This is a genomic window from Pseudomonas putida, assembly GCF_001636055.1.
Taxonomy (GTDB): Bacteria; Pseudomonadota; Gammaproteobacteria; order Pseudomonadales; family Pseudomonadaceae; genus Aquipseudomonas; species Aquipseudomonas machongensis.
Genome location: NZ_CP011789.1, coordinates 241,850 through 260,168 on the forward strand (window position 1 = coordinate 241,850; position 18,319 = coordinate 260,168).

An 18,319-nucleotide genomic window follows, 5' to 3' on the forward strand; every position below is an offset into this window, starting at 1 on the left:
TACATTTCAGACAGAGCCTAACGCTTGTCCCACACCTCAAAGTGGTAGACCGGCTTGCCTTCCTCGACCTGCCGCTCGGTCGATGCCAGCGTCCACTGCGCCGCGTCGAACGCCGGGAACCAGGCATCCCCTTCAGGCGCAAGCTCCACACGCGTCAGGTACATCCGGCTTACCAGCCCCTTCTCCAGCGCCTGCCCGTAGAGCTGCGCGCCGCCGATCAGCATCAGCTCACCAACCCCCTGCTCGCGCGCCCACTGCTCGGCACGCACCACCGCTGCCTCCAGCGAGTCGAACACTTCGGCGCCCGCCAGCGTCAACCCAGGCTGGCGGCTGACGACGATGTTCAAGCGCCCCGGCAGTGGTCGCCCGAGCGAATCCCAGGTCTTGCGCCCCATGATGATCGGCTTGCCCAGGGTGGTGGCCTTGAAGTACTTGAAGTCCCCCGGCAGGTGCCAGGGCATGGAGTTGTCGATGCCGATCACGCGGTTCTCGGCGAGTGCCGCGATCAGGCTGAGGGGAAGTGATGTGTTCATGACGGCGAGGATAGCACTCGGCACGTGGGTTATGCTTGGGCCTCGACCCGTGCAATGGAAGACCTTGTGACTGCACCGACCGAACTGGACAAACGCTGGCTCACCGAAGCGGTGCGCCTGCGTGAAGAACACGCCGGCCCCCTGGAAGACCAGGAAGCCAACCGTCGCGCGCGCCAGCAGGGCGGCGACCTGGCGGCACGCATCGAGCACCGCGCCCTGTGGCTGGCCGAGCGCGACGGCATGACCCAGGCCCTGCGTCATTGGAAGCAGGGTGCACGCCTGGCCCTGCTGGCCCTGATGATCGTCGCCGTGCTCAGCGGCGCCGGCCTCGGCCTTGCGGCGCTGGGTGACGGCCAACGCCCGGTGAATGTGTTCTGGGCGCTGGGCAGCCTGCTGGGCCTGAACCTGGTGTTGCTGGTCGGCTGGGCCCTGGGCTTCTTCTTCGCAGGTGAGCAGGGCGCAACCCTGGGCCGGCTCTGGCTGTGGCTCAGCGAACGCTTCGCCCGTGATGCCAAGGCCGTGCACCTGGCCCCCGCCCTGCTGGTGCTGCTGCAGCGCAAGCGCCTCAATCGCTGGCTGCTCGGCCTGCTGGTACATGGCCTGTGGCTGCTGGCGATGAGCGCGGCGCTGGGCATGCTGTTGGCGCTGCTAGCGACCCGGCGCTACGGCTTCGTCTGGGAGACCACCCTGCTCGCGGCCGAACCCTTCATCGCCCTGACCAACGCCCTCGGCGCCCTGCCCTCGCTGCTGGGCTTCAGCATTCCCGACGAGAGCATGATCCGCGCCAGCGGCGCGACCCTGCCGAGCCTGGACATCGCCCGCCAGGCCTGGGCCAGTTGGCTGCTCGGCGTGGTGCTGGTATACGGCCTGCTGCCCCGCCTGCTGCTGGCGACCCTGTGCCTGTGGCGCTGGCGCCAGGGCCGCAGGCAACTGGCCCTGGATCTCAGCCTGCCAGGCCATGCACAACTGCGTGACGCGCTGATGCCGCGCAGCGAACGCATCGGTGTACAGGACGCCGCCCCCGAGCACCTGCCGCAGTTCGAGGCGGGCCAACTGGAAACTGGCAGCAGCGGCGCTCTGCTGGTGGGCCTGGAGCTGGATGACCAGCGCGCCTGGCCGCCCACGCTGCCAAGCACGGTGACCAACGCAGGCGTGCTCGACAGCCGCGAATCACGCAACAAACTGCTCGAACAACTCAGCCGCTTCCCACCGGCGCGCCTGGCCATCGCCTGCGACCCGCGCCGCTCGCCTGATCGTGGCAGCCTGGCGTTGCTCGCCGAGCTCGCGCGCAACGCAGGCGCCACGCGCATCTGGTTGCTCCAGGCCCTGCCTGGCCAGGCAATGGACGCCGCTCGCCTGGGCGACTGGCACGAAGCCCTCGACCGCCTTGGCCTGCACCACGCCGACACCTCGCCCCTGACCTGGCTGGAGCATGGCCATGACTGATCCGCTCAAGCTGGCCGTGGTCGGCCACACCAACGTCGGCAAGACCTCGCTGCTGCGCACCCTCACCCGCGATGTCGGATTTGGTGAGGTATCCCATCGCCCCAGCACCACCCGCCATGTCGAAGGCGCGCGGCTGTCGGTGGACGGCGAGCCCTTGCTCGAGCTCTACGACACCCCCGGCCTGGAAGACGCCATTGCCCTGCTCGACTATCTGGAGCGCCTGGAGCGCCCCGGTGAACGCCTTGACGGCCCGGCCCGCCTGGAGCGCTTTCTCCAGGGTAGCGAGGCGCGCCAGCGCTTCGAACAGGAAGCCAAGGTGCTGCGTCAGTTACAGGCGAGCAATGCCGGCCTCTATGTGATCGATGCACGCGAGCCGGTACTGGCCAAGTACCGCGACGAGCTGGAGGTACTCGCCGGCTGCGGCAAGCCGCTGCTGCCCGTGCTCAACTTCGTCGCCAGTAGCCAGCACCGCGAGCCAGAATGGCGCGAAGCCCTGGCCCGCCTGGGCCTGCACGCGCTGGTGCGGTTCGACAGCGTGGCCCCGCCCGAGGACGGCGAGCGACGCCTCTACGAGAGCCTCGCCCTGCTGCTGGAGACATCACGCCCCGCCTTGCAGCGCTTGATCGACGACCAGCAGGCCCAGCGCCTGGCCCGCCAGCACAGCGGCAAACGCCTGATCGCTGAGCTGCTGCTGGACTGCGCCGCCTGCCGGCGCAGCGTCGAGGCAGAGCCTGCCGCTGAAGCCAAGGCCATCGAAGCGCTGCGCCAAGATGTTCGACAACGTGAGCAGCGCTGTGTCGAGGCGCTGCTCAAGCTCTATGCCTTCCGTCGTGAAGACGCCAATGCCGGCGACCTGCCGTTGCTGGACGGTCGCTGGGGCGATGACCTGTTCAACCCCGAGACCCTGAAGCTGCTGGGCGTACGCCTGGGCAGCGGTGTCGCCGCCGGAGCCGCGGCCGGTGCGGGTGTCGATCTGCTGGTCGGTGGTCTGACCCTCGGCGCTGCCGCGCTGGCGGGCGCCATTGCCGGAGGCGCACTGCAAACCGCGCGTAATTATGGATCGCGGTTGCTGGGCAAGCTCAAGGGCCAGCGTGAACTGACCGTGGATGACAGCGTGCTGCGTCTGCTGGCGCTGCGGCAACAGCAACTGATGCTGGCGCTAGACAGCCGGGGCCATGCAGCACAAGAGAGGGTGCGGCTGGGCGAGCTGGATGAAAAGGCCTGGCGCGAGGGCAAATTGCCGGAGGCGTTGACCAAGGCGCGGGCGCATCCGCAGTGGTCGACGCTCAATCCGGGCGCGCGGGTGAACCAGGCCGAGCGCCAAGAGCAGCTCGAGGCGTTGGTGTCACAGATCTGAAGCGCTCCCCTGTGAGAGCAACTGTCTTGCTCAAAAATCTGAGGCCTGCCCAATCCCGGTAGGAGCAACTGTCTTGCTCAAAATCTAAAGACCAGCCCAATCCCTGTGGGAGCGGCGGTTCGCCGCTGCGACTTGTCCCGCGAACACGGGCGTAGCCCGTGCCAGGCAGCGCGGTGTCTTTTTCGCGGGCAAGTCGGGGCGCCGAACCGCCGCTCCTACGCGCTAACGAGTGCACCCAATCTCAGATCAAGGCCAACGCCTTCCCTTTCAACACCGTCATGTCCAGCACCGGCACCCCAACCTCCTTGGCCATCTCATCCCACTCACGCATGCGCAGGCTCACCGCAAACAGCGGATCACGCTCGAAGGCATCGGCCTCGGCATCGCTCATCACGCCCCCCTGGTAACCCAAGGTGCGCCGACTCGCCTCGCTCAGCCGTTCGTAGTATCCCGGCTTGCGCAAGGTCAGGTAGCGCTTGGCCTCCACGTGGAACTCCACCAAGCGCGCCATGCGCTCACCGAAGCCGCAACGGCGCAGGTACTCGGCGCCGATACGCTCATGGCTGACCACACCATAACTGCCCATGCTGGCGTCGCCACCGCACAGGTGGCCGATATCGTGGAAGAACGCAGCGAGCACCACCTCGTCGTCGAAGCCCTCGGCCATGGCCAGTTGCGCAGCCTGGGACATGTGCTCGATCTGGGTGATGGCCTCGCCGATGTAGTCGTCAGCGCCGTGGCGCTCATACAAGGCGAAGGTGTTGTCGATGATCTGGGCTGGAGTCGGCATGGCGGTAGGGTCCTGGCGTGGTGAGGATAGAACTGCTGAATGTCGTTCGACTTACTGCGCCGCCTTCTCCGACTTGCCGTCGTAGCGCTTGCGCCACTCGGCCAGGATCTGGTCGCGGTGCTTCGACGCCCAGGCAAAGTCGTTCTTGATCAGGCGTTGCTCGTAGTCGGCAGGCAGCTCTGTCTGCGGCTTGGCAATCCCAGGCGCGGCGAGTACGGCGAAGTTCTCCTTGTACAGCTCCATGGCCGCAGGGCTCGCCGAGAAATCGGCCAGGCGTCGCGCGGCATCGGCCTTAGGCGTGCCCTTGATCACCGCGGTGGCCTCGATTTCCCAGCCGAGCCCTTCCTTGGGCAGCACGATGTCCAGCGGCGCGCCCTGGCGCTTGAGCTGTACGGCCGGGTACTCGAACGAGATGCCGATCGGGAACTCGCCCGCCGCCGCCAACTTGCAGGGCTTGGAGCCGGAATGAACGTACTGGCCGATGTTCTGGTGCAGGGCATCCATGTAGGCCCAGCCCTGCGGTTCGCCGAACGTCTGCAGCCAGGCGCTGACATCGAGGAAGCCAGTGCCGGAGGAGGCCGGGTTGGGCATGACGATCTTGCCCTTGTACTCAGGCTTGGTCAGGTCCTGCCAACTCACGGGCTTGCTCAGGCCCTGCTTCTCGGCCTCGATGGTGTTGAAGCAGATCGTCGCGGCCCACACGTCCATCCCCACCCAGGCTGGCGGGTTGGCCGCGTCGCGGTAATTGGGTGCGATCTTGCCCAGGTCTTTCGGCGCGTAGGCATCAAGCATGCCGTTCTGATCGAGAATGGCCAGGCTCGAAGCCGCCAGGCCCCACACCGCGTCAGCCTGCGGGCGATCCTTCTCGGCCAGCAGCTTGGCGGTGATGATGCCGGTGGAGTCACGCACCCATTTGATCTCGATATCCGGGTTGGCCTTCTCGAAGGCCTGCTTGTAGCTCTTGAGCTGCTCGGCTTCCAGGGCGGTGTAGACGGTCAGCTGGGTGGCGGCCGAGGCCTGCAGGCTGAACACGGCAGATACGGCAGCAACAAGGGCAAGTGGCTTGAACATGAAGCAGCTCCTTTAGGTGGACAGTCGAATCAGGGTTTGGGCGCGCGCTGGCGCCAGGCCTGGGAGCGGCGCAACAGGCCGCGTGAAGCCCCCGCCAGCAGCAGCGAGGCCGTGGCACTGGTGAGCAGGATCAGGGTGGACATCGCCGCAGCACCGCCCACGTTGCCGGCATCGTCCATGTTCAGCACGGCGACGGCGGCCAGGATCGTGTCGGGGCTGTAGAGGAAGATCGCTGCCGACACCGTGGTCATCCCGGAAACGAACAGGTAGCGCACGATATCCAGCAGTGCAGGCAGGCAGATCGGTACGGTGACGCGCAGGTAATGCCGGTACAGCGGCGCCTTGAGCGACAGCGCAGCCGCCTCGAACTCACCATCGAGCTGGCGCAGCGCAGTGCTAGCGGTCATCTGGGCGGTGGTCAGGTAGTGGGCGATGGTGCAGACCACCAGCAGCGCCATGCTGCCGTAGAAGACATGCAGCGGGTTACCGGCGAGGTTGAAGAAGAACACGTAGCCCAGGCCCAGGACGAGTCCTGGCACCGCCATCGGTACGAAGCTGAGCAGGCGCAAGGCTTGGTTGAGCAGGCGCTGGCCTTTAGTTTTCTCCATCAGGTAGGTGCCAGTGAAGATCACCACGCTGCCGATCACGGCGCAGCACAGGGCCATGGTCACGCTGTTGCGGTAGGCCAGCCAGCCGCCACCGGCGGTCTCGTCGAACAGGTAGTGCTTGAACGAAAGCGTCAGGTTATAGGGCCAGAAGGTCACCAGCGACGAATACACCGCCATGCCGATCACCCCCAGCAGCGCTGCGCAGACCAGCACCACGATGGCCAGGAAGCAGGCATCGCGACGACGCGAAGGCTGGGGCTCGAATACCTGCGCGCGCCCGCTCATCGCCTCGCCCTGGCGGCGGCGCAGCCAGGCATCGACGCTGAAGCTGAGCAGCGCCGGCACCAGCAGGACCATGCCGATCAGGGCGCCACGGCCGAACTGCTGCTGGCCGACCACCGCCTTGTAGGCCTCCAGCGCCAGTACCTGATAGTCGCCACCGACCACCACCGGCACGCCAAAGTCAGTAATGGTCAAGGTGAACACCAGGCAGAACGCGGCGAACACCGCCTGGCGCGTGGCCGGCCAGGTGATGCTGCGAAACGCCCGCCATGGTCCGGCGCCCATGCTCGAGGCTGCGTCGAACAGCCGTGCATCGGCCAGCGACAGCGCTGACAGCAGGATCATCAAGGCATGCGGGAAGGTGTAGATCGCTTCGCCAAGCACGATCCCCCAGAACCCGTAGATGTTGTCGCTCAGCAGCCCGCGCAGCAGGCCCTGGTTACCGAACAGGTAGACCAGCGCAATGGCCGGCAGCATCGACGGCGCCAGTAGCGGCAGCAGTGAAATCCCGCGCCATAGGCCCTTGGCCGGAATCAGCGTGCGTTGCAGGGCATAGGCGAACAAGTAGGCCAGTGGCACGACGATCAGCGCTACGCTGAAGGCCACCGCCAGGCTGTTGCCGAGCAGCCAGCGAAAGTTGTCGCTGGCAAACAGCTCGGCGGCCGCCTGCAGGCCACCGCCCTGGCCCGCCTCGCCGCTGAAACCACGCCAGAAGATGGCCAGCAGCGGCATCAGCACGGCCAGCAACAGCAGGAGCAACAGCAGGCTCTTGCCGCCGACGACGAACAATCGATCACCCAGGGCGACGCCACTGCGTGGTACGGCCTTGGCGGCGCTCACCGATACGCTCATGGACGCGGCCATCTCAGGCGAACACCTGCAGGCTCTGGGGTGGCAGGGCCACCCAGATATCCTGCGAGCCCAGGCGCGGCATGGCTTCGGGCGCCAGCTCCGCGAGCAACGCGTGCCCCGGCAAGGCCTTGAGTTCGAAGCTCATGCGGCAGCGGTTGCCAAGAAAGGTGAGCTCACGCACCTTGGCCGGGAACAGGTTCTCCTCGTGCACCACCGGGTTGACCGTGATCGCCTCCGGACGGCAGAACAGCCGGCCACTGCGCACACTCACCGCCCCCGGCGCCAGGCGCATGCTCATGCTGCCCACCTGGGCGTGGCTGTCGTCATGGCGCTGGAACGGCAGCCAGTTGCCCTGGCCAACGAACTCGGCAACGAACGGTGTGGCAGGCCGGTCGTAGATATCCTGCGGGGAGGCGTACTGCTCGACCTGCCCGTTGTTCATCACCGCGATGCGGTCGGCCATCAGCATGGCCTCGTCCTGATTGTGGGTAACCATCAAGGTGGTGATGCCCAGCTTGCGCTGCAGTTGGCGCAGCTCGGTGCACAAGTGCTCGCGCACCCGCGCATCCAGCGCCGACATCGGCTCGTCGAGCAACAGCACCGATGGCGATGGCGCCAAGGCACGAGCCAGGGCCACACGCTGTTGCTGGCCACCGGAGAGCTGGCTGGGGTATTTCTTTTCGCTGCCGGCCAGGCCAACCAACTCGAGCATTTCGGCGACCCGCTGACGCGACTGCTCGCGGCTGCCGCCCGTCAGGCCATAGGCGATATTGGCCTCGACGGTGAGGTTGGGGAACAGGGCATAGGACTGGAACAGGATGCCGTAATCACGGGCCTGGGGCGGCAGCTCGGAGATATCCCGCTCACCGATGTACAGCGAGCCCCGGTCCTGGCGTTCGAGGCCGGCGATACAGCGCAGCAGGGTGGTCTTGCCGCAGCCGGAGGGGCCGAGCAGGCAGACCAGCTCGCCAGCGACGATGTCCAGGGACACGTCGTTCAGCGCGGTGAACGCGCCGAAACGCTTGTGGATACCGCGCACGTTCATGTGTGCGCCCGGGGTTGCGTGGTTCATGGCTGGGCCTCATCGAAGAGATGAGGGCCATGCTAGGAAGGCTGTGCGAAGGTTCTGTGGCGATCAGGGCAAAGTGGGTGATAGTGGCATTGGCGGATTTTGGTTGAGGGCCTGCGAACACGGGCTTGCCCGCGAAGAAGCCACAGGAAATCTAGAACCGAGCCCCCGCCACTTCCTGCGCCACCCCGAGAAACGCCGCCGGCAAGCGCGCCTGGCGCCGCTCCTTCAGGCAATACAGGTACTCGTGCATCAGCGGCGCACCCTCCAGCGCCAGCACCCGCAGCTCCGGGGTCAGCGGCACTTCATGGCGAGCAATGACACTGATGCCGATATTGCGCAGCACCGCTTCGCGGATCGACTCGCGGCTGCCGATTTCCAGCAGCGCACCAGCCTTCACCCCGGCCTCCTGCATCATCTGCTCGGTCAGCTTGCGCGTGGTCGAACCCGGCTCGCGCATCAACAGGCAATGCCCGCAGAGGGCTTCGATGCCCACCGCCTGGCGCTGCGCCAGGGGATGGCTACGGTGCACGGCCACGACCAGCGGATCGCTGCCCAGCACCCGGCGCACAAGGCGCGCATCCTCGACCAACTGCGACGAGCCGGCGATATCCACCCGGTACTCCTCGAGCATCTCCAGCACCTGTTGCGAGTTGCCGATCTCCACCGCCACCTCGACCTGAGGCAGGCGTTCACGGAACACCTTCACCAGGTCGAGAATGTAATACGGCGCGGTAGCGGCGACACGCAGGCTGCCCTGGGCCTGGCCACTGTTGCGCAGTTCGAACTCGATGTCCGCTTCCTGCTGTAACAAGGCCTTGACCCGCGGCAGGAGCCTGGCGCCCTCCTCGCTCAGCACCAGGCGTCGGCCGCCCCGATAGAACAGCTCGACCGCGTACTGGCTCTCCAGGTTGCGGATCTGCGTGGTCACCGTGGGCTGGCTGAGCCCAAGCTTCTTCGCCGCCAGCGTGATGCTGCCCAGGCGGGCCACCATGTAGAAGGCTTTGAGCTCCGAACCGAGCATGGCACCTCGTTATTTGCGCAACAGGCGCAAGCCGTTGAACACCACCAGCAGACTCACGCCCATGTCGGCGAACACCGCCATCCACAGGGTGGCCATGCCGGCAAAGGTGATGGCCAGGAATATCGCCTTGACCCCCAGTGCCAGGACAATGTTCTGGATGAGAATCGCAGCGCTCTGGCGCGACAGCCTGACGAACGCCGGGATTTTGCGCAAGTCGTCGTCCATCAGCGCCACATCGGCAGTTTCGATGGCGGTATCGGTGCCGACCGCCGCCATGGCGAAGCCAATCTCGGCGCGGGCCAGGGCCGGCGCGTCGTTGATGCCGTCACCGACCATGCCCACGCGGTGGCCTTGAGCGTAAAGATCTTCGATGGTCTTGAGCTTGTCGGCAGGCAGCAGGTTGCCCTCGGCGCGATCGATACCCACCTGAGCGGCGATGGCCTGGGCGGTGTGCGGGTTGTCGCCGGTCAGCATGACCGTCTTGATCCCCAGCTCATGCAGCTCGGCGATGGCCTGGCGACTGCTGTCCTTCACGGTATCGGCCACGGCGAACAGCGCCAGCGGGCCGGAGCGATCGAGCAGCAACACCACGGTCTTGCCCTGGCGCTCAAGCACATCGAGCTCGGCCTCGAGTTCCGGCGAGCACAGGCCCAGCTCCTCGACCAGACGATGGTTGCCCAGGTGATAGGCCTGGCCGTCGATCTCGCCGCGCACCCCGCGCCCGGCCAGTGCTGCAAACTCCGCTACCTCTGCGAGGGCAATGCCCTGCTCCCGGGCATGTTGGGCGATTGCACGCGATACCGGGTGGTCGGAACGCTCGCCGAGGCTTGCAGCCAGCGCCTGGGCCCGACCTTCGAACAACGGCTCGAGCACCTTGAAGTCGGTCTGCACCGGCTTGCCGTGGGTGATGGTGCCGGTCTTGTCCAGGGCCAGGAAGTCCAGCTTGCGCCCGCCCTCGAGATAGACACCACCCTTGATCAGGATGCCCTTGCGCGCCGCGGCGGCAAGGCCGCTGACGATGGTCACCGGGGTCGAGATCACCAGCGCACATGGGCAGGCCACCACCAGCAGCACCAGGGCGCGGTAGACCCAGTCGAACCAGGCACCGGCCATGAACAGCGGCGGGATGATCGCCACGGCCAGGGCCACGGCGAACACGGCGGGGGTGTAGATGCGCGAGAACTGGTCGACGAAGCGCTGGGTCGGTGCTCGTGCGCCTTGCGCTTCTTCCACTGCCTTGATGATGCGCGCCAGGGTCGATTGCCCGGCTGCGGCGGTGACGCGGTACTCAAGCGCGCCGGCCTGGTTGATGGTGCCTGCGAAGAGCTTGTCGCCCAGCGCCTTCTCGACAGGCAGGCTTTCGCCGGTGATCGGCGCCTGATCGACGCTCGATTGCCCGCTGACGACCTCGCCATCCAGGCCGATACGCTCGCCTGGGCGCACCCGCACCCGCGCACCGATGGCCACCTCGCGCACCTCGACCTCGCGCCACTGGCCATCCACCTGCTGCACGGTGGCCATGTCTGGCGTCAGCTGCATCAGGCCGCTGATGGCGTTGCGCGCCCGATCCAGCGAACGCGCCTCGATCAGTTCGGCGATGGTGAACAGCACCATGACCATAGCCGCTTCCGGCCACTGGCCGATCAGCACGGCACCGGTCACGGCGATGCTCATCAGTGCGTTGATGTTCAGGTTACGGTTCTTGAGCGCAATCCAGCCCTTCTTGTAGGTGCCCAGACCGCAGCCAAGGATGGCGGCCAGTGCCAGCAGGGCCACCACCCACTCCGGCGCCAGCGCGGAGAAGTGCACGATTTCGGCGCCAATCGCCGCAAGACCCGACAACGCCAAGGGCCACCACCGGGTCTTGTGGGCGGCAGGGGCATTGGCACTGCCATCATCGCCTGCAGCCAGCGGCTCGGCCTTCATGCCAAGGCTGTCGATGGCGCGCTCGATCTGCGCGGTGCCGTCGAGCGTATGGCGCACGCCGAGAATGCGGTTGATCAGGTTGAATTCCAGCTGCTCGATACCAGCGAGCTTTCCCAGCTTGTCCTGGATCAGGGTCTGCTCGGTCGGGCAGTCCATCGCTTCGATGCGAAAACGGCTGAGACGCGCCTGGTCACTGGCCTTTTCGGTCAGCTGCACGAAGGCCGGCGCCGCTTTGCTGGCACAGCAGCTATGGGCCTGGGTGTCGTGGCAGGAAGACTTGGCGCCATGATCATGGCCGTGATCGTGGCCATGATCATGATCGTGCTTGTGGTCGTGACTGACAGGCTGGTTCATAGGTTCGCCCTGATGGAAAGTGCCCACTGACGGGGGGTTGTTGCCAAGTGAACACCCTGTAGCCACTATAGGGTCAAGCGATCCCAGGAGATTTCGTCATGAAGATCGGAGAACTGGCCAAGGCCACTGACTGCGCCGTGGAAACCATCCGCTACTACGAGCGCGAGCAATTGCTGCCCGAACCCGCCCGCACCGACGGCAACTACCGCCTGTACACCCAGGCCCATGTGGAGCGTCTGACCTTCATTCGCAACTGCCGAACCCTGGACATGACACTCGACGAAATCCGCAGGCTGCTGCGTCTGCGCGATACCCCCGAAGGTGCGTGCGGCAGCGTTAATGCGCTGATCGACGAGCATATCGAGCATGTACAGGCGAGGATCGACGGCTTGATGGCGCTGCAGACGCAGCTGGTGGAGTTACGCAGGCAGTGCAATGCACAGGGGGATGAGTGCGCGATTTTGCAGCAGTTGGAGGTCAATGGCGCGGTGTCGGTGCCGGAGACCGAGCATTCGCATGTGGGGCGTAGCCACGGGCATTGAGGCCGGTAAAGAGCTTCGCGGGCAAGTCGGAGCATCGGTTCGGCGCTCCAATTTGCCCGCGAAAAGAACGACGCGGTTCTGAATCAGACCGCCATCGGTGCCGTCATCGGCGCATGATGTTCGTACCCTTCCAGCCAGAAATCGCTCGGCTCGATCTTTTCCAGCCACTCAGGCTCATACACACCGGTCTCGGCAAACGCCGGCACACGGTCGCTGATCACCAGCTTCGGCGCCTCCAGCGGCTCGCGCTTGAGCTGCTCGTTGAGCATGTCCAGGTGGTTCTCGTACACATGGGCATCGCCGATGAAATACGTGAACCAACGCGGGGTGTAGCCGGTCAGGCGCCCGAACAGCGACAGCAGCGCCGCACCTTCGGTGAGGTTGAACGGCGTGCCCAGGCCCAGGTCATTGGAGCGAATGTAGAGCGTGAGGGAGATTTCCTTCGTCTCGACATTGGGGTGGAACTGGTACAGCAGGTGGCAGGGCGGCAGCGCCATCTCGTCGAGCTGGGCGCAATTCCAGCCGTGGAACAGGATGCGTCGGCTGCCCGGGTCGTTGGCGATGGTGTCCAGGCACTGGCGCACCTGGTCGATGGCCTTGTAGAGGATGACGAATGCCTGGCCGGCTTCCTCGTCCTTGGCGATCTGGCGGAAACCGGCTTTTTCCGCCATTTCAATGGCGGCCGGGTTGCTCAGCGGGATGCGCTTGTAGCCTGGCCACTGGCGCCATTGCACGCCGTAGATCTCGCCGAGGTCGTCATGGCCCTGGCGGAAGGGGTTGGCCAGCCATTGGGCGTTCTCGTTGGCGTTCTGGTCCCAGACCTTGCAGCCAAGGTCGCGAAACTCGCCGGCATTCTTCACGCCGCGCAAGAAACCGACCATCTCGCCGATCGCCGACTTGAACGCCAGCTTGCGCGTGGTGATGGCCGGAAAACCCTTCTGCAGGTCGAAGCGCAACATGGCGCCCGGCAGGCTGATGGTGCGGATACCGGTGCGGTTGCCCTGCAGCGTGCCGTTCTCGATGACGTCGCGAACCAGGTCTAGATACTGTTTCATGGCCTACCTGTGGCAAGCACGGCAGGGGGATCGCCCCTGCCGTGGAATTATCAGTGGGCGGGTGTCGCCGTGGGTTTGCGATTATAAGCCCACCAGATCAAGGCGAGGCCAGCGACGATCATCGGTATGCAGAGAATCTGACCCATGGTCAGCCAGCCCCACGCCAGGTAACCCAGCTGTGCGTCCGGCACGCGGACGAACTCGACGATGAAGCGGAAGATCCCGTAGAACAGCGCGAACATGCCGGAAACCGCCATGGTCGGGCGTGGTTTGCGCGAGAACAGCCAGAGGATCAGGAACAGCGCCACACCCTCCAGTGCGAACTGGTACAGCTGCGAAGGGTGACGCGGCAACTGCGCCGGATCGCTGAACGGCGGGAAGATCATCGCCCATGGCACGTCGGTCGGCTTGCCCCAGAGCTCGGCGTTGATGAAGTTGCCGATACGCCCGGCACCCAGGCCGATCGGCACCAGCGGTGCGACGAAGTCCATCAGCTCGAAGAACGACTTGTTGTTGCGTTTGCCGAACCACAGTGCCGCCAGCATCACGCCGATAAAACCACCGTGGAACGACATGCCGCCTTTCCACACCTCGAAGATCAGCGTCGGGTTGGCCAGGTACTGGTGCAGGTCGTAGAACAGCACGTAACCCAAGCGCCCGCCGACGATCACGCCCATCGACAGCCAGAACACCAGGTCGGAGAGCTTCTCGCGGTTCCAGGTCGGGTCGAAGCGATTCAACCGGCGCGAGGCGAGCAGCCAAGCACCGCCGATGCCGATCAGGTACATCAAGCCGTACCAGTGGATTTTCAGCGGCCCGAGGGCCACGGCCACGGGGTCGATCTGCGGGTAAGGCAGCATGGTGGTTCCTCTAGATCAAAAAGCTGAGGCCGACGCAGAACAGCAGCGCGGCAAACAGGCGCTTGAGCAGGCGCGGCGACAGCTTGTGCGCCAGCCGCGCGCCGAAGCGGGCGAAAAACATGCTGGTGACGGCAATGCCGACCAGCGCGGGGAGATAGACATAGCCCAGACTGTGCGCGGGCAGATGAGTTTCGTTCCAGCCCAGGATCATGAAACTCAGGGCACTGGCCAGGGCGATAGGCAAGCCGCAGGCCGACGAGGTGGCCACGGCCTTCTGCATGGGCAGGCTGCGCCAGGTGAGAAAAGGTACCGTGAGCGAGCCGCCGCCGATACCGAAGATCGCCGAGGCCCAGCCGATCACCCCACCGGCAGCGATCAACCCAGGCTTGCCGGGGATGCCACGGCTGGCCTTGGGCCTGAGGTCAAGGGCCATCTGCAGCGATACCAGCAGGGCGAACACGCCGATGATCTTCTGCAGCATCGGCCCCTGGATCAACGAAGCGGTCTTGGCGCCAATACCCGCGCCGATGAGGATGCCGACGGTCATCCACAGGAACACCGGCCACTGTACGGCCCCCTTGCGGTGATGTTCCAGCACGGCGTTGATCGAGGTGAAGACGATGGTCGCCAGCGAAGTCCCGACCGCCAGGTGCGTGAGGATCGAGGCATCGAAGCCCTGCAGGGTGAAGCTGAACACCAGCACCGGCACGATGATGATGCCGCCGCCCACGCCAAAGAGCCCGGCCAGTACGCCGGCGCAGGCGCCCAACAGCAGATAGAGCACGAATTCCATTCGCAGACCCTGTGAATACGATCCGGCATGGTAACGGAAGCCGGGGCTGCGCCTCTAGTGAACTCTGTGTCAGGTGATGGCAGTGCAGCCAGGCTGTGGGTAGAGTGGCACAAAACACTGAGGCCAACCCATGTGCCTGATCGTATTCGCCTGGCGGCCGGGGCACGCCCTGCCGCTGATCGTCGCGGCCAACCGCGACGAGTTCTACGCCCGCCCCACCCAGGCGCTGGCCACCTGGGAGGATGCCCCGGGCGTGCATGCCGGGCGCGACCTCGAAGCCGGTGGCAGCTGGCTCGGCATAGGCCCCGGCGGGCGCTTCGCGGCGCTGACCAATATCCGCGACCCTCGCCAGCCGCTCGGGCCACGTTCGCGCGGGGAACTGGTGGCCGCATTCCTGCAGGGCGAACTGGGCGTGGAAGCCTATCTGGACCAGGTCGCCAGCCGCAGTGCGCAGTACTCGGGGTTCAACCTGCTGGTGGGCGATGGCGAGCGGCTGGGCTACCTGCACGCCCGAGACCCGGCGCCACGACTGCTATCACCTGGTATTTACGGGCTATCCAACGCCGGGCTGGACACGCCGTGGCCGAAACTGCTGAAAGCGCGCTCGGCGCTGGGCGAGGTGCTCGAATCGGCAGACCCGCAGCAGCTACTGGCGCTGCTGGCCGATGCTGCGCCAGCACAGGACCCAGAGTTGCCGGAGACCGGCGTAGGGTTGGCGACCGAGCGGTTGCTGTCGAGTGTATTCATTGCCAGCCAGAATTACGGAACGCGGGCGAGTACAGTGCTGATCGTGGATGATCAGGGCAGAAGGCGGATGATCGAGCGCAGTTTCGGGCCCTTTGGGGGGCATCTGGGGGAAGTGGAACTGAACCTCGTATGACTTTTCAGGCCTCTTCGCGAGCAAGTCCGCGAAGAGGCCTGTGAACGATCAAAGGCTCTTATTCGGCCCGATCATCCGCGCCAGCCCAAGGTTCTTCAGCGCCAGTTGCAGCGAGCTGTGGATAACCTGCGGGTTGTCATGGGTCATGGCTTCGATCAGGAGCTCACGGGCCTTGCTCATGTTGATCTGACGCAGCATCCACTTCACCTTCGGCAGGTTGGTAGCGTTCATCGACAGGCTGTCGAAGCCCATGGCCATGAGCAGGATCGCCGCTGCCGGGTCACCGGCCATCTCGCCGCAGATACTCACCGGCTTGCCTTCGGCGTGGGCGTCGCGCACGACGGTCTGCAAGGCTTGCAGCACCGCCGGATGGAGGTAGTCGTACAGATCGGCGACCCGCGGGTTGTTGCGATCGACCGCCAGCAGGTACTGCGTGAGGTCGTTGGAGCCGACCGAGAGGAAGTCGACCTGACGCGCCAGTTCCTTGGTCTGGTAAACGGCCGCCGGAATCTCCACCATCACGCCAACCGGGGGCATCGGCACGTCGGTGCCTTCGTCACGCACTTCGCCCCAGGCGCGGTGGATCAGGTGCAACGCCTCTTCCAGCTCGTGGATGCCGGAGATCATCGGCAGCAGGATACGCAGGTTGTTCAGCCCCTCGCTGGCCTTGAGCATGGCGCGGGTCTGCACCAGGAAGATTTCCGGGTGGTCGAGGGTGACGCGAATACCGCGCCAGCCGAGGAAGGGGTTTTCTTCCTTGATCGGGAAGTAGGACAGCGCCTTGTCACCACCGATATCCAGCGTGCGCATGGTCACCGGCAGCGGATGGAAGGCCGCCAACTGCTCGCGGTAGATCGCCAGCTGTTCCTTTTCGCTGGGGAAGCGCTGGTTGATCATGAACGGCACTTCGGTGCGGTACAGGCCCACGCCCTCGGCGCCACGCTGCTGGGCCCGGGCCACGTCGGCGAGCAGGCCGGTGTTGACCCACAGCGGCATGCGGTGGCCATCGGGGGTGACGCACGGCAGCTCGCGCAGGGCATCGAGCCCCTGGGCCAACTGGCGCTCTTCCTCGACCACGTCGCTGTACTGCTTGCGCAGTACGTCGCTGGGGTTGGTATAGGCCTCGCCCTTGTAGCCGTCGAGAATCATCTCGATGCCATCGACCTTCGAATACGGCAGGTCGACCAGGCCCATCACCGTCGGGATACCCATGGCTCGCGCCAGGATCGCCACGTGGGAGTTGCCCGAGCCCAATACCGACACCAGGCCGACCAGCTTGCCTTCCGGCACTTCGCCGAGCATCGCCGGGGTCAGCTCCTCGCTGACCAGAATGGTGTTGTCGGGGTAGACCAGCGTCTGCGAGCGGGCCTCCTGCAGGTAGGCCAGCAGGCGGCGGCCGAGGTCCTTGACGTCCGAGGCGCGCTCGCGCAGGTAATCGTCATCCATCAGCTCGAAGCGGCTGACGTGCTCGCCGACCACCTGGCGCAGCGCGCCCTGGGCCCACTGGCCGGTCTTGATGACCTCGGCCACTTCGCCACCCAGGGCGGCATCCTCGAGCATCATCAGGTACACATCGAACAGCGCACGCTCTTCGGGACGCAACTGGGTCGCAAGCTTCGCCGACAGCTTGCGCATGTCGGCGCGCACCCCTTCGAGGGCGTTGTTGAAGAGCTTGAGTTCGCCGTCGATGTCTTCGACGGTCTTGTCCGGAACCACTTCGAGGTCAGCGGGGGGCAGCATGACCACCGCGCGGCCGACGGCAGCTCCTGGCGAGCCCGGCACGCCAACGAAGCGTGCTTCCTGGATACCCTTGCCCTGGCGGCCCAGGCCGCGTATCGAGCCGGTAGCCTCGGCGTGGGCGATAACCCCGGCGAGCTGGGCGCTCATGGTCACGAGGAAGGCTTCTTCGCCTTCATCGAACTGGCGCCGCTCCTTCTGCTGGATGACCAGTACCCCGACCACGCGACGGTGGTGGATGATGGGGGCACCAAGGAAGGAGGCGAAGCGTTCCTCGCCGGTTTCGGCGAAGTAGCGATAGCGCGGGTGATCCGCAGCGTTCTCGAGGTTCAGCGGCTCTTCACGGGTGCCGACCAGGCCGACCAGGCCTTCGTTCGGGGCCATGCTGACCTTGCCGATCGAGCGCTTGTTCAGGCCTTCGGTGGCCATCAGCACGAAACGGTTGGTCTCGGGGTCGAGCAGGTAGACCGAGCATACCTGGCTGCCCATGGCCTCCTTGACGCGCAAGACAATGATACCCAACGCCGTCTTGAGATCTTTGGCGGAGTTCACTTCCTGGACGATCTTGCGCAGCGTATTGAGCATGGCTCGGGGTCGGACTCCGTCGTCAGTCGCGCGTCAACAGGCGCGGGGCTAGCTCTTTCAGGGCGCGGCGATACACCTCGCGCTTGAATGTCACCACCTGACCCAGCGGATACCAGTAGCTGACCCAGCGCCAGCCATCGAATTCCGGTTTTCCGGTCAGGTCCATCCGCACCCGCTGTTCGTTGCTCACCAGCCGCAGCAGGAACCACTTCTGCTTCTGGCCGATGCACAGCGGCTGGCTGTGCGTGCGGACCAGGCGCTGGGGTAAACGATAACGCAACCAGCCTCGAGTGCAGGCAAGAATTTCCACATCCTCGCGTTCCAGGCCAACTTCTTCGTTCAGCTCGCGGTACAGGGCATCCTCTGGGGTTTCGTCAGGGTTGATACCACCCTGTGGAAACTGCCAGGCATCCTGGTTGATCCGCCGAGCCCATAGCACCTGCCCGGCATCATTCGTGAGAATGATCCCGACATTGGGGCGAAAACCATCCGGGTCGATCACGGCAGCAACCTCGAAAACGCATGTCACCGCATTGTTCCACAAAGCTTGCGAGC

Annotated in this window: 16 protein-coding genes; 4 read left to right on the top strand and 12 right to left on the bottom strand. The window is 65.2% G+C overall.

Annotated elements, in window-relative coordinates; genetic code table 11:
• Window positions 1-17: 17 nt before the first annotated feature.
• Window positions 18-533 (bottom strand): dihydrofolate reductase, encoded by a 516-nt coding sequence (locus tag AB688_RS01050; protein WP_063541663.1) that lies wholly within the window; start codon window positions 531-533, stop codon window positions 18-20.
• Window positions 534-587: 54 nt separating this feature from the next.
• Between AB688_RS01050 and AB688_RS01055 the strand changes: the two genes are divergently transcribed.
• Together AB688_RS01055 and AB688_RS01060 are read left to right on the top strand one after the other, a co-directional pair.
• The gene (locus AB688_RS01055; protein ID WP_063541665.1) at window positions 588-1,979 is read left to right on the top strand and encodes a DUF2868 domain-containing protein; all 1,392 of its coding nucleotides are present in this window, start codon (window positions 588-590) and stop codon (window positions 1,977-1,979) included.
• Window positions 1,972-3,336: a GTPase/DUF3482 domain-containing protein gene (locus AB688_RS01060; protein ID WP_063541667.1), complete on the top strand. Its 1,365-nt coding sequence runs from the start codon at window positions 1,972-1,974 to the stop codon at window positions 3,334-3,336. The genes AB688_RS01055 and AB688_RS01060 overlap by 8 nt, the downstream gene beginning before the upstream one ends.
• A gap of 241 nt (window positions 3,337-3,577) precedes the next feature.
• Here AB688_RS01060 and AB688_RS01065 read toward each other — a convergent pair whose 3' ends face one another.
• The 6 genes from AB688_RS01065 to AB688_RS01090 all read right to left on the bottom strand — a co-directional run bounded on the left by AB688_RS01065 (window position 3,578) and on the right by AB688_RS01090 (window position 11,312).
• Window positions 3,578-4,126 carry a phosphonate degradation HD-domain oxygenase gene (locus tag AB688_RS01065; protein WP_063541669.1) on the bottom strand — a complete coding sequence of 183 codons (549 nt, stop codon included), beginning with the start codon at window positions 4,124-4,126 and terminating at the stop codon, window positions 3,578-3,580.
• Window positions 4,127-4,177: 51 nt separating this feature from the next.
• On the bottom strand, window positions 4,178-5,197 hold the full coding sequence (locus AB688_RS01070; RefSeq protein ID WP_063541671.1) for a putative 2-aminoethylphosphonate ABC transporter substrate-binding protein: 1,020 nt from the start codon (window positions 5,195-5,197) through the stop codon (window positions 4,178-4,180).
• A gap of 29 nt (window positions 5,198-5,226) precedes the next feature.
• Window positions 5,227-6,951 (bottom strand): putative 2-aminoethylphosphonate ABC transporter permease subunit, encoded by a 1,725-nt coding sequence (locus AB688_RS01075; RefSeq protein WP_063541673.1) that lies wholly within the window; start codon window positions 6,949-6,951, stop codon window positions 5,227-5,229.
• Between the two features lies 1 nt (window position 6,952).
• On the bottom strand, window positions 6,953-8,011 hold the full coding sequence (locus tag AB688_RS01080; protein ID WP_063541675.1) for a putative 2-aminoethylphosphonate ABC transporter ATP-binding protein: 1,059 nt from the start codon (window positions 8,009-8,011) through the stop codon (window positions 6,953-6,955).
• 151 nt (window positions 8,012-8,162) lie between these two features.
• Entirely contained in the window at window positions 8,163-9,032 is an 870-nt protein-coding gene (locus tag AB688_RS01085) for a LysR family transcriptional regulator (protein ID WP_054891136.1), read from the bottom strand.
• 9 nt (window positions 9,033-9,041) lie between these two features.
• The gene (locus tag AB688_RS01090) at window positions 9,042-11,312 is read right to left on the bottom strand and encodes a heavy metal translocating P-type ATPase (RefSeq protein WP_063541677.1); all 2,271 of its coding nucleotides are present in this window, start codon (window positions 11,310-11,312) and stop codon (window positions 9,042-9,044) included.
• A gap of 98 nt (window positions 11,313-11,410) precedes the next feature.
• Between AB688_RS01090 and cadR the strand changes: the two genes are divergently transcribed.
• On the top strand, window positions 11,411-11,854 hold the full coding sequence (cadR, locus tag AB688_RS01095; RefSeq protein ID WP_063541679.1) for a cadmium resistance transcriptional regulator CadR: 444 nt from the start codon (window positions 11,411-11,413) through the stop codon (window positions 11,852-11,854).
• Window positions 11,855-11,937: 83 nt separating this feature from the next.
• On the opposite strand, the gene AB688_RS01100 is transcribed toward cadR, so the two are convergent.
• The 3 genes from AB688_RS01100 to AB688_RS01110 are packed head-to-tail and all read right to left on the bottom strand — an operon-like array spanning window position 11,938 to window position 14,562.
• Entirely contained in the window at window positions 11,938-12,909 is a 972-nt protein-coding gene (locus AB688_RS01100) for a thymidylate synthase (RefSeq protein ID WP_063541681.1), read from the bottom strand.
• 50 nt (window positions 12,910-12,959) lie between these two features.
• Complete coding sequence (gene lgt / locus AB688_RS01105; protein ID WP_054891132.1) at window positions 12,960-13,769, bottom strand: prolipoprotein diacylglyceryl transferase; 810 nt, start codon at window positions 13,767-13,769, stop codon at window positions 12,960-12,962.
• Window positions 13,770-13,779: 10 nt separating this feature from the next.
• Window positions 13,780-14,562 carry a sulfite exporter TauE/SafE family protein gene (locus AB688_RS01110; RefSeq protein WP_063541683.1) on the bottom strand — a complete coding sequence of 261 codons (783 nt, stop codon included), beginning with the start codon at window positions 14,560-14,562 and terminating at the stop codon, window positions 13,780-13,782.
• A gap of 130 nt (window positions 14,563-14,692) precedes the next feature.
• On the opposite strand from AB688_RS01110, the gene AB688_RS01115 reads away from it, so the two are divergent.
• Window positions 14,693-15,442, top strand: coding sequence for an NRDE family protein (locus AB688_RS01115; protein WP_063541685.1), 750 nt, complete (start codon window positions 14,693-14,695; stop codon window positions 15,440-15,442).
• A 48-nt stretch (window positions 15,443-15,490) separates the two neighbouring features.
• Here the strand turns inward: AB688_RS01115 and ptsP are convergent, their stop codons facing one another.
• Entirely contained in the window at window positions 15,491-17,764 is a 2,274-nt protein-coding gene (gene ptsP, locus AB688_RS01120; protein WP_063541687.1) for a phosphoenolpyruvate--protein phosphotransferase, read from the bottom strand.
• Window positions 17,765-17,786: 22 nt separating this feature from the next.
• Complete coding sequence (locus AB688_RS01125) at window positions 17,787-18,266, bottom strand: RNA pyrophosphohydrolase (protein ID WP_029614755.1); 480 nt, start codon at window positions 18,264-18,266, stop codon at window positions 17,787-17,789.
• Window positions 18,267-18,319: the final 53 nt, after the last annotated feature.

Bases quoted from the DNA above. Each gene is read 5' to 3' on its own strand.
- AB688_RS01050 (WP_063541663.1), bottom strand. From the start codon at position 533: ATGAACACATCACTTCCCCTCAGCCTGATCGCGGCACTCGCCGAGAAC.
- AB688_RS01055 (WP_063541665.1), top strand. From the start codon at position 588: ATGGAAGACCTTGTGACTGCACCGACCGAACTGGACAAACGCTGGCTC.
- AB688_RS01060 (WP_063541667.1), top strand. From the start codon at position 1,972: ATGACTGATCCGCTCAAGCTGGCCGTGGTCGGCCACACCAACGTCGGC.
- AB688_RS01065 (WP_063541669.1), bottom strand. From the start codon at position 4,126: ATGCCGACTCCAGCCCAGATCATCGACAACACCTTCGCCTTGTATGAG.
- AB688_RS01070 (WP_063541671.1), bottom strand. From the start codon at position 5,197: ATGTTCAAGCCACTTGCCCTTGTTGCTGCCGTATCTGCCGTGTTCAGC.
- AB688_RS01075 (WP_063541673.1), bottom strand. From the start codon at position 6,951: ATGGCCGCGTCCATGAGCGTATCGGTGAGCGCCGCCAAGGCCGTACCA.
- AB688_RS01080 (WP_063541675.1), bottom strand. From the start codon at position 8,011: ATGAACCACGCAACCCCGGGCGCACACATGAACGTGCGCGGTATCCAC.
- AB688_RS01085 (WP_054891136.1), bottom strand. From the start codon at position 9,032: ATGCTCGGTTCGGAGCTCAAAGCCTTCTACATGGTGGCCCGCCTGGGC.
- AB688_RS01090 (WP_063541677.1), bottom strand. From the start codon at position 11,312: ATGAACCAGCCTGTCAGTCACGACCACAAGCACGATCATGATCATGGC.
- cadR (WP_063541679.1), top strand. From the start codon at position 11,411: ATGAAGATCGGAGAACTGGCCAAGGCCACTGACTGCGCCGTGGAAACC.
- AB688_RS01100 (WP_063541681.1), bottom strand. From the start codon at position 12,909: ATGAAACAGTATCTAGACCTGGTTCGCGACGTCATCGAGAACGGCACG.
- lgt (WP_054891132.1), bottom strand. From the start codon at position 13,769: ATGCTGCCTTACCCGCAGATCGACCCCGTGGCCGTGGCCCTCGGGCCG.
- AB688_RS01110 (WP_063541683.1), bottom strand. From the start codon at position 14,562: ATGGAATTCGTGCTCTATCTGCTGTTGGGCGCCTGCGCCGGCGTACTG.
- AB688_RS01115 (WP_063541685.1), top strand. From the start codon at position 14,693: ATGTGCCTGATCGTATTCGCCTGGCGGCCGGGGCACGCCCTGCCGCTG.
- ptsP (WP_063541687.1), bottom strand. From the start codon at position 17,764: ATGCTCAATACGCTGCGCAAGATCGTCCAGGAAGTGAACTCCGCCAAA.